The sequence below is a fragment of the Amycolatopsis rhizosphaerae genome, from assembly GCF_007713715.1.
GTDB classification, from domain to species: Bacteria; Actinomycetota; Actinomycetes; order Mycobacteriales; family Pseudonocardiaceae; genus Amycolatopsis_E; species Amycolatopsis_E rhizosphaerae.
Map to the genome: position 1 here is coordinate 1 of NZ_VJWX01000292.1, position 8,980 is coordinate 8,980.

Annotated in this window: 10 protein-coding genes; 7 read left to right on the plus strand and 3 right to left on the minus strand. The window is 72.2% G+C overall.

From position 1 onward, the window contains the following. Positions 1 to 54 precede the first annotated feature (54 nt). Entirely contained in the window at positions 55 to 837 is a 783-nt protein-coding gene (locus tag FNH05_RS24615) for a rhomboid family intramembrane serine protease (protein WP_222426700.1), read from the minus strand. Positions 838 to 899: 62 nt separating this feature from the next. Between FNH05_RS24615 and FNH05_RS24620 the strand changes: the two genes are divergently transcribed. Both FNH05_RS24620 and FNH05_RS24625 read left to right on the plus strand, forming a co-directional pair. Continuing rightward, positions 900 to 2,018 (plus strand): hypothetical protein, encoded by a 1,119-nt coding sequence (locus FNH05_RS24620; protein ID WP_144591086.1) that lies wholly within the window; start codon positions 900 to 902, stop codon positions 2,016 to 2,018. A gap of 24 nt (positions 2,019 to 2,042) precedes the next feature. Continuing rightward, entirely contained in the window at positions 2,043 to 2,984 is a 942-nt protein-coding gene (locus FNH05_RS24625; protein ID WP_144591087.1) for a ribose-phosphate diphosphokinase, read from the plus strand. Positions 2,985 to 2,990: 6 nt separating this feature from the next. On the opposite strand, the gene FNH05_RS24630 is transcribed toward FNH05_RS24625, so the two are convergent. Then, a complete protein-coding gene (locus FNH05_RS24630; RefSeq protein ID WP_144591088.1) occupies positions 2,991 to 3,974 on the minus strand; it encodes a CE1 family esterase in 984 nt (327 codons plus the stop codon). A 112-nt stretch (positions 3,975 to 4,086) separates the two neighbouring features. Here FNH05_RS24630 and FNH05_RS24635 point away from each other — a divergent pair, with 112 nt between their 5' ends. Genes FNH05_RS24635 through FNH05_RS24650 form a run of 4 tightly spaced genes read left to right on the plus strand, consistent with a single transcriptional unit; the run spans position 4,087 to position 7,942 of the window. Beyond that, positions 4,087 to 5,745 carry a class I adenylate-forming enzyme family protein gene (locus FNH05_RS24635; protein ID WP_186382715.1) on the plus strand — a complete coding sequence of 553 codons (1,659 nt, stop codon included), beginning with the start codon at positions 4,087 to 4,089 and terminating at the stop codon, positions 5,743 to 5,745. Next, positions 5,630 to 6,769: an acyltransferase gene (locus FNH05_RS39420; protein ID WP_246127924.1), complete on the plus strand. Its 1,140-nt coding sequence runs from the start codon at positions 5,630 to 5,632 to the stop codon at positions 6,767 to 6,769. Before FNH05_RS24635 ends, FNH05_RS39420 begins: the two co-directional genes overlap by 116 nt. Beyond that, positions 6,766 to 7,524, plus strand: a complete 759-nt coding sequence (locus FNH05_RS24645) for a phosphosulfolactate synthase (RefSeq protein ID WP_144591091.1) — start codon at positions 6,766 to 6,768, stop codon at positions 7,522 to 7,524. The genes FNH05_RS39420 and FNH05_RS24645 overlap by 4 nt, the downstream gene beginning before the upstream one ends. 19 nt (positions 7,525 to 7,543) lie before the next feature. Then, positions 7,544 to 7,942 carry a VOC family protein gene (locus FNH05_RS24650; protein WP_144591092.1) on the plus strand — a complete coding sequence of 133 codons (399 nt, stop codon included), beginning with the start codon at positions 7,544 to 7,546 and terminating at the stop codon, positions 7,940 to 7,942. A gap of 67 nt (positions 7,943 to 8,009) precedes the next feature. Here FNH05_RS24650 and FNH05_RS24655 read toward each other — a convergent pair whose 3' ends face one another. Beyond that, positions 8,010 to 8,480 carry an SRPBCC family protein gene (locus tag FNH05_RS24655; protein ID WP_144591093.1) on the minus strand — a complete coding sequence of 157 codons (471 nt, stop codon included), beginning with the start codon at positions 8,478 to 8,480 and terminating at the stop codon, positions 8,010 to 8,012. 192 nt (positions 8,481 to 8,672) lie between these two features. Here FNH05_RS24655 and FNH05_RS24660 point away from each other — a divergent pair. Next, a partial coding sequence (locus FNH05_RS24660; protein ID WP_222426701.1) for a hypothetical protein occupies positions 8,673 to 8,980 on the plus strand: 308 nt, incomplete at its 3' end.

The following is an 8,980-nucleotide window of genomic DNA, read 5'->3' on the forward strand; positions in this document are numbered from 1 at the left end:
TATAAGAGACAGCGATTCGAACGTGAAGGGACCCTTCACGGCAACGCCGCGCCGCTAGAGGCGCGGGGAGATCGCGCGGCGGCGCGGCCGGCGCATCGTGAGCCCGAGCAGGCTACCGGCCACGAACCCGATCACGTGCGCGGCGTAGGCCACCGACCCGGCCTCCGCCGTGCCGTAGCCCGCGGCGTAGAAGGCCTGCAGGACGAACCACATCCCCAGCATCAGCCACGCCGGGACCCGCAGCGGCAGGAAGAACAGGACCGGGATCAGGCCCCACACCCGTGCCCGGGGAAAGAGCACCAGGTAGGCGCCGAGCACCCCCGCGATCGCCCCGGAGGCGCCCACCAGCGGATCGGAGGAGGACGGGTCCGTCACCGCGAAACCGTATCCCGCGACGTAGCCGCACACGAGGTAGAACAGCAGGAACCGCACCGGGCCAAGGCGGTCTTCGATGTTGTTGCCGAAGATCGCCAGGAACAGCATGTTGCCGAGCAGGTGCGTCCAACTGCCGTGCAGGAACATCGCGGTGAGCACCGAGACGGCCGGGATCTTGGTGTACGACGGCGGCCCGGCCAGACAGGCCGCCCCCTGCGCGGTGGCGACCGCGTGGCCGGTGGGCACGAGCGCGGGCACCTGGTTGCGGACCAGTTCCCAAGGCACCGCGCCCCAGCGTTCGAAGAACGCCTGCAGGTCGCACAGCTGGGCGAGGTTCGTGTTCCCCACCGCGGTGTGCGCGGCCGCGGGCATCGCCAGGAACACCACCACGTTCGCCGCCACCAGTGCGTAGGTGACCCAGGGCGTGCGGCGCAGCGGGTTCACGTCGTGGACGGGTATCACTCCCCAGGAATACCCCAGCCGGACCACCCCCGCCGGGTGGGGGGATCTGGCACAGTGACCGGATGCGGCGATTGTGGCTGGCGTCACTGTTGGTGCTCCTCGCCTGTTCCGCGCCCGGCCCGGCCGGTGTGGTGAGCGCGGGCTGGCGCGAACTGCCGCTCCCGGCACCGGGCGCGCGGGTACTGGCGATGGCACCGCTCGCCGCCGGAGTGCTCGTGCTCGGCTCGGTGCCCGGGAGCGAGGGCCGCGCCCCGGCCGCGTGGACCACCGCCGACGGACGGCACTGGCGGGCGGTACCGGTGGCGCCGCACAGCGCGTACGCCTTCCAGGCCGAACTGGCCTCGGTGGGGGTCGCCGGGGACCGGTGGACGGTGCTCGGGCAGGCGTTCGGCGGCGCACACGGCAATCCGCGCATGACGGTGTGGAGCGGCGGGGACGCGGGCCTGGCCGAGCACCCCCAGGCGTTCGAACTGTTCGGCGGACCGCACGCGGTCGCGGTGACCAGCGCGGCCGCGCTGCCCGGGACCGGCCTGCTGGTGGGCCAGTGGGAAAACGCCACCGGACGCTCGGGGGCCGCGGTGTGGACCTCCGCGGACGGGACGCGCTGGCAGCGGAACGCCGACGACCCGGCGCTGTCCTCCGCGCCGGGCGAACAGACCAGTGCCGTGCAGGCCGCGCCGGGCCCCCTCGGATTCCTCGTGGCGGGCTACGACGAGCGCGAGGGCCTGCTGACTCCGCTGGCCTGGGCCTCTCCGGACGGGCAAACGTGGCGACGGTTGCCGGTGCCACCGCCCGCGGCGTCCTCAATGGCCCAGCGTGTCGCCTGTGACGGCCAGGGGTGCGTACTCGGCGGTGCCACCGCGGGCGCCCGGTCCCGGGCGCTGTGCTGGCCGGTGGACCCGCGTGGAGTGATCGGCGCCGGGCAGCCGGGTCCGGAATCGAAGCTGGTCGAGTTCTCCCAGCTGCTGCTGCGGGACACCCGCGTGTTCGCGGCGCTGCGCGTCGACGACCGGGCCCGGCTGGCGGTGCTCGGCCGGGACTGCACCGGCTGGCAGGACCTCCCGTTACCGGTGGGCGCGGCCGAAGCCTGCCTGGCGCCGCTGCCCGGCGAAGTGCTGCTGGCCACCACCGATCCGGAGGCCGGCAGGCTGTGGGTGCGCGCCGACGACCGGCGGGGGTGACGCCGGGCCGGTAGCATCCCGACCGTGCGGGAGATCGCCGTCTTCAGCGGGAGTGCCCACCCCGGACTCGCCGCCGAGATCTGCAGCCACCTCGGCGTCGAGTTGCACCCGGTCCGCACCCGGCGCTTCGCCAACGACTGCCTGGAGGTGCAGCTGGGGGCCAACTGCCGGGAACGCGACGTCTTCCTGGTCCAGCCGGTCATCACGCCCGTCCAGGACAACCTGGTCGAGCTGCTGCTGATGCTCGACGCCGCACGGGGCGCTTCCGCGGCCAGGACCACCATGGTTCTCCCGCACTACGCCTACGCCCGCTCCGACAAGAAGGACGCCCCGCGGATCTCCATCGCCGGGCGGCTCGTGGCGGACCTGATGGTGACCGCCGGAGCCGACCGCGTGCTCGCGATGGCCCTGCACTCGCCCCAGGTGCACGGCTTCTTCAGCGTCCCCGTCGACCACCTGCACGCCTTGCGGGAGCTGGCCCGGCACTTCGCACGCTACGACCTGTCCGCCACCACGGTGGTCTCCCCCGATCTCGGCTACGCCAAGCCCGCCTCGCACTTCGCGCGGCTGCTCGGCGTGCCGGTCGCCGCCGGGGCGAAGGAGCGCTTCGACGACAGAGTCACCATCAGCTCGGTCATCGGCGACGTGGCGGGACGGGACGTCATCGTGCTCGACGACGAGATCGCCAAGGGCAGCACGGTGCTGGAACTGCTGGACCGGCTGCGCGAGATCGGGGTGGGCTCGATCCGGGTGGCCTGCACGCACGGCCTGTTCGCGGCGGGTGCGCTGGAGCGCATCGCCGGGCAGCCGGACGTTGCGGAGATCGTGTGCACCAACACCGTCCCGGTGCTGCCGGAGGCGCCGGAGCCGAAACTGACCGTGCTGTCCATCGCCCCCGCCCTCGCCGAGGCGATGCGAAGGATCCACAATGGAGAGTCGGTCAGCGCCCTGTTCGACGCCCGCTGAGGGCCTTCACGCCACCGTGTGGCGGAGGAGGAAGTCCCACATCACGGTGGCCGCGGCGGCCTCGGGGCCGACGGCGGTGGTGAACGGCGCGGTGGCGGGAGCGGCGGCGGGCCACCGGTGGGTGAGTCCCGTCCACAGCGCGGCGGTGACGTCGGCGCCGGTGCGGCAACCGGTCCAGCCGGTCAGCTCGAGCGGACCCCGGGCGGTGGTGGCGCCGGGACCGTCGCAGCCGTTGACGGCACGCCAGTGCGCCACGGCGTCCCGCAGCGCGGCGGCGGCGCTGGGCGCGTTGTGCTCGGTCCGCACCAGCGGGTCCTCGCTCCCGGCGCCGAGCAGTGCCGGGAGCGGCTTCGCCGCGGCGCATCCGGTCAGCGGAACCGCGCCATAAGTGGCCATCGCGGCGAAGATGCCCGGTTGCGCACAGACTTCCGCGAACGCGAGTTTCGCCCCGTTGCTGTAGCCGACGAGATAAATCCGGCGTGAATCGCTTTCGAAATATTTCGCGGCGTCCCGGACCGCCTCGGTGAGAAAGGCAAGATCGGGAACGTCCTGTTTCCCGGCCCGACCGCAGCAGCCGCCGCCCGCGTTCCACGATTCACCCACACCCACCGGGTAGACGAGATCCGCGAGCCCGCGCCGGGCGTAGCCGAGAAAGCCGCTGCGCACCGACTCCTGCTGCGCGGTGGTCCCGCGGCCGTGCAGCACGACCAGCAGCGGAAGGCCGGGTTTGCGCGTGGCCGGACCGATTGCCCAGTAACCACGGGACATTCCGGACACGGTGAGTTCGCGGTAAACCGCGGTGGCCGGGGTTTCCCGGCCCGTCACCGCCGTGGCGGCGGGTGCGCCGGAGGGGGACGAGCCCGCCACCGGCCGCACCCGGCCGGTCGTCACCGGCCCGGCACAGCCCACCGCGAACACCAGCACGCCCAGCAGGGGCCAGAACCGCCGCAGGGATCCCCCGAGCTCCGGGCACCGGCGCCGTGAATTCATGGCTCCCAGTCTGCCTCCCCGAACGTGCGAAAAACGTGTGAACGCGCTGTTCTCAGCTGGCTCTCATCAACCTGCCAGCGGGCTCCTAGGAACGCTCACCAGACTCACGTCCGTGTTCGAGAAGAATCGGCAAGACGGAATCGCGGTGAGTGTGGCACGGCTGTTGTCCGTGAGAGCCAGGGAGCGGCCGGGCACGGCCGCGTTCCTGTCCGGTGAGGACGGTCGCGAGCTGTGCTGGGGCGCGCTGGCCGAGCACGGCCTCGCCTGGCGGCGCGGTGTCCGGCCGGTCAGCAGGGTGGGCCTGGTGATCGCCGACCCGCTCGCGTTCACCGCCACCTATCTCGGCTGCCTCTCGGCCGGGCTGACCGTGGTGCCGGTCGACCCGCGGCTGCCTGCCACCGAAGTGTCCGCCGCCCTCGCCCGGCTCAGGATCGACGTGCTCGTCACCGATCGACCCGGCGAGGTGTCCCAGCCCGGCCTGGAAACCTGGCAAGCCGGACTGGGCCTGCCCCGGCGCCTCTGGGGCGGGACGGCGCTTCGTCCGAGTACCGGCGTCCCATGCCGCCCGGCGGTGCTGCTGACCAGTTCCGGGACCACCGGACGGCCGAAGGGGATCCCGCTGAGCGAGGCGCAGCTGCTGCACGCCGCTTCCCGCGTCGCGCGCCACCACGGCTTCACCCGCGCCGACCGCGGGTACACCCCGCTGCCGCTGTTCCACGTCAACGCACAGGTGATGGGCCTGCTGGCCACCGTGGTCAGCGGGGCCTCGCTGGTGATCGACGCGCGGTTCGACGCCGGCGAGTACTGGTCCCGCGTGGAGCGCTTCTCCCCCACCTGGCTCAACGCCGTCCCGGCGGTGCTGGCCTCGCTGGCCCGGTGTCCCGCCCCACCAGCGCGGCTGGCCGGCCCGATCCGCTTCGCCCGCTCCGCCTCGGCCCCCCTTCCGCCCGCGACCGCGCTGGCGTTCACCGAGCGGACCGGGATCGGCGTGCTGGAGACCTACGGCATGTCCGAAGCGGCCGGGCAGATCACCGCGAACCCGCTGGACCCCGCCGCGCGGCGCCCCGGCTCGGTCGGCCTGCCCGTGGGGGTGGAGCTGACCGTCGCCCTGCCCGACGGCAGTCCCGCGCGCCCCGGTGAGGAGGGCGAGGTGCTGCTGCGCGGACCGAACGTCCTCGCCGAGTACCTCGAACCGTCCGAGACCGGCCCGGAACGCACCCGCCCGGCCCGCGACGGCTCCGGCTGGCTGCCCACCGGGGACATCGGCGTGCTCGACGGGGACGGTTTCCTCCGGCTCGCCGGGCGCAGGGACGACGTGATCAACCGCGGGGGCGAGAAGATCCACCCGCAGGCGGTGGAAAACGTCCTGCTCGACCATCCCGGGGTCGCCGCGGCCGCGGTGGTCGGCGCCCCGCACGAGCGGCTCGGGCAGGTGCCGGTCGCGTTCGTCATCCCGCGCCACCACGACACCGGCGGACTCGAGGACTCGGTGCGCGCGTGGTGCGAAACCCGGCTTGCCCGCTACCAGCGGCCCACCGTGATCGAGCTGACCGACGCCCTGCCGCTCGGCCCGACCGGCAAGGTACTGCGGCGCGCGCTGCGGGCCCAGCCGGCGTGCGGTGACGGCCCGGGGAGGGCACCTGCACTACGTGGACCTGATCCGGGTGCTGACCGTGGGCCTGGTCATCGGCACGCACGTACTGGCCCTCGCCCCGGTCACGCCGACCGTCCTGACGGGACTGCTGGGCACCGTCTTCCACACCAGCCGTGAGATCTTCTTCCTGCTGACCGCCTTCGTGCTGACCTACTCCACCGGACGGAAAAGGGTGCACTGGCCGTGGTTCTGGCAGCGCCGCTCGCTGTTCGTGGCGGTGCCGTATCTGATGTGGACGGTCCTGTACTTCTTCGCCGACGGAAAACCGTTCTCCGGCGGCGCACTGGTCACCGACGTGCTCACCGGAACCGCGCGCTACCACCTGTACTTCCTGCTCGTCTCCCTGCAGATCTACCTGGTGTTCCCGCTGGTGCTCCGGCTGCTGCGGGCCACCGCCGGAGGGCACGGCCCGCTGCTGGCCGTGGCCGTGCTGTTCCAGCTGGCGTTCGCGGCCGCCGTGCAGTGGCAGTGGCCGCTGGGCCCGCTGTCCGGCTGGGTGCGGTCGCCGGACGCCCTGCTGCCCAGTTATCTCGGGTACGTGCTGGCCGGGGCGATCGCCGCCTGGCACCGCGACCGGCTGGTGGCCTGGACGCGGCGGCACACCCGCGTCGTCGCCCTCGGCTGCGTCACGGCGATCGGTGCGGCGATGAGCGTGTTCGTGATCCAGATGTTCGTGGCCGGGCAGCCGCCGTTGCGGGCGAGCATGGTGTTCCAGCCCGCCGTCGTGGTGGAAAGCTTCGCCATCGCAGGGGCCTTCCTCGCCGCCGGGCTGGCCTGGCAGGACTCGGGACGCCGGGGCGAGCGGCTGGTCACCGCCGCCTCCGACGCCTCGTTCGGCATCTACCTCGGCCATCCCCTGCTCCTGCAGGGCACGCTGCTCGCCGCCGTCAGCCTCGGCCTGACCGGCTACGCGCAGACCGTGCCGAACGCGGCGGTACTCGCCGTGCTCGTGCTGGTGCTGGCACCGGCGCTCTACCTCGCTTCCGGACTGGTCACCGCGCTGGCCCGGCGCACCCCGGCCAGCCTCGCGCTCACCGGCCGGGCCTGGGCACGACCCGCCCGGCCCGTCCCGCCGCGCCGCGAGGCGGTCCGCACCGGACCGCTCGCCGAATCGCTCGCCGAATCAGGAGGAACGCGATGAGCCGCACCACCATGATGCTCGACCCCGGCCTGCCGACCAGCCTGTTCACCGACGTCGTCGCCAGCCACGGGCAGTTCGTCGATCTGGTCAAGTTCGGCTGGGGCACCGCGCTGGTCACCGGTGATCTGGACCGCAAGATCGCCGTGCTGCGCGAGGCCGGGATCGGGTTCTACTTCGGCGGCACGCTGTTCGAGCACTACCTGTGGCGCGGCAGGCTCGAAGAGTTCCTCACTCTGGTGGACTCCACGGGCGCCACCCACATCGAGGTGTCCAACGGCAGTATCCCGTTGGGACAGTCCGAAAAAGCCGGTTACGTCCGCATGATGACACGCTACCGGCCCGTGTTGTCCGAGGTCGGGTACAAGGACGCCGAACGCTCCGCGCGCCTGAAGCCCGGCGACTGGGTCGAAGCCATCCACCAGGACCTCGACGCGGGGGCCGAACTGGTGATCACCGAGACGCGGGAAAGCGGCCGCAGCGGCATGGCGCGGCCCGACGGGCAGTTGCGCGACGACGTGCTCGCCGCGGTGCTCGCCGCCGTTGCCCCGGAGCGGCTGCTGTTCGAAGCGCCCACCAAACCGTTGCAGGTCGGACTGATCCGCGCGCTGGGGCCCTCGGTGAACCTCGGCAACATCGCCCCGTCCGACGTGCTCGCGGTGGAAACGCTGCGGCGCGGCCTGCGCGGCGACACCCTGCTCCACCTGGTCCCCGCCGCCGGGGAACTTCCCCTGCCACGCACCATCTCCGTGGCCTGACCGTCCGAAAAGGAGCGCAATGCGAGCCACCCACGATGCCTGCCACGTCGCGATCCCGGCCAGGGACCTGGACGAGGCGGTCGAGTTCTACGTCTTCGGCCTCGGCGCGAAACTGGCCCGCCGCTACGACGACCGGGTCACCTTCGACTTCTTCGGCGACCAGCTGGTCTGCCACCTGTGCGAGGAGGTGCCCGCGGAGGCGGTGGCCTATCCCCGGCACTTCGGGGTGAGCTTCGCGCGGGCGGAGGACTTCGACCGGCTGGTGCGGCTGGTCGAGTTCCGGAAGCTGCGCACCCTGTCGGGCCCGTCGGTCCGGTTCGAGGGCACCGCCGAGCAGCACCGCACGATCTTCCTCGCCGATCCGTCCAACAACGTGATCGAGTTCAAGAACTACGACGACCCGCGTCTGCAGTACTGATGGGCACACTGCTTCTGGTGCGGAGGTTGATCGTCCTGCGGGACACCCTGTGTCCCGCCCCGAAGGGCTAGCGCTCGGCCGCGGACTTGAGGCGCCGCAGGGTGGTCTCGATGTTGGCCCGGTTGTGGTCCGCACGCTGCCAGACACCGGTGACCAGCGAACTGGGCGAACGGAACCAGGCGGGCCGGCGGTCCCAGGTGCTCTCCACGACCACGCAGCCGTCACCGTCGGGTTCCAGGTCGTACTGCCACCGTGAAACGGGGATGCCGAACGAGGAGACCTCGAAGGCGAAGCGCTTTCCCGGTACCGCGTCGGTGATGGTGGACACCGTGTTCCAGCGGCGCAGCCCGCGCTTGTTGGTGCCCCGGAAACGCGCGCCCACCCCGGCCGAGGTGGCGCCGCCGAGCCAGCGGTACCCGCTGTATTCCTCGGCGCACCCGGCGAGCGCACCGGGGTCGCTGACCAGCTCGTACACGCGCTCGGCGGAGGCGGAGACCGCGATGCGGCCGGTGGCGTCGGGGAGGACTTCAGGGGACATGCGCACCTCGCGGCGTTGCGGGGACAGCTGACATACCAACAGTATGTACGAATCACCGGCCCCGCTCAAGGCCGTCCCCCGGCACCGCCGTCAGACTTTGCCGTGAAGGGGCCCTTCACGGCCGATACGAACGTGAAGCCCCTTCACGGCACTCCCCCATCGGCGGGAGCGGTTGTGGGAGAGTAGGCCGCGATGCCGGTCGACTCGGGAAACAGAACGAAGCTGCTGCTCGGTGGGGCGCTGGTGGTCGTCCTCGCCGTACTCGCCGCGATCCTCACCCTGCTCGGGGTGCTGCCCGCCGCGCTGGGCTGGACGCTCGTCGTCGTGGCGGCCGGGGGCCTCGCGGCCTCCGTCCTCCTCCGCGAGCGCCGCGGTTCCGTTCCCCGCGAGGAGGCTCCTCCTCCCGACGTCCTCGACACGCTGCGTACGACAGGGGCGGTGCAGGTGCTCCCGGTGCACGAACTCGACCCGGTCCGGCTCGGCGTACATCCGGCCCGCAC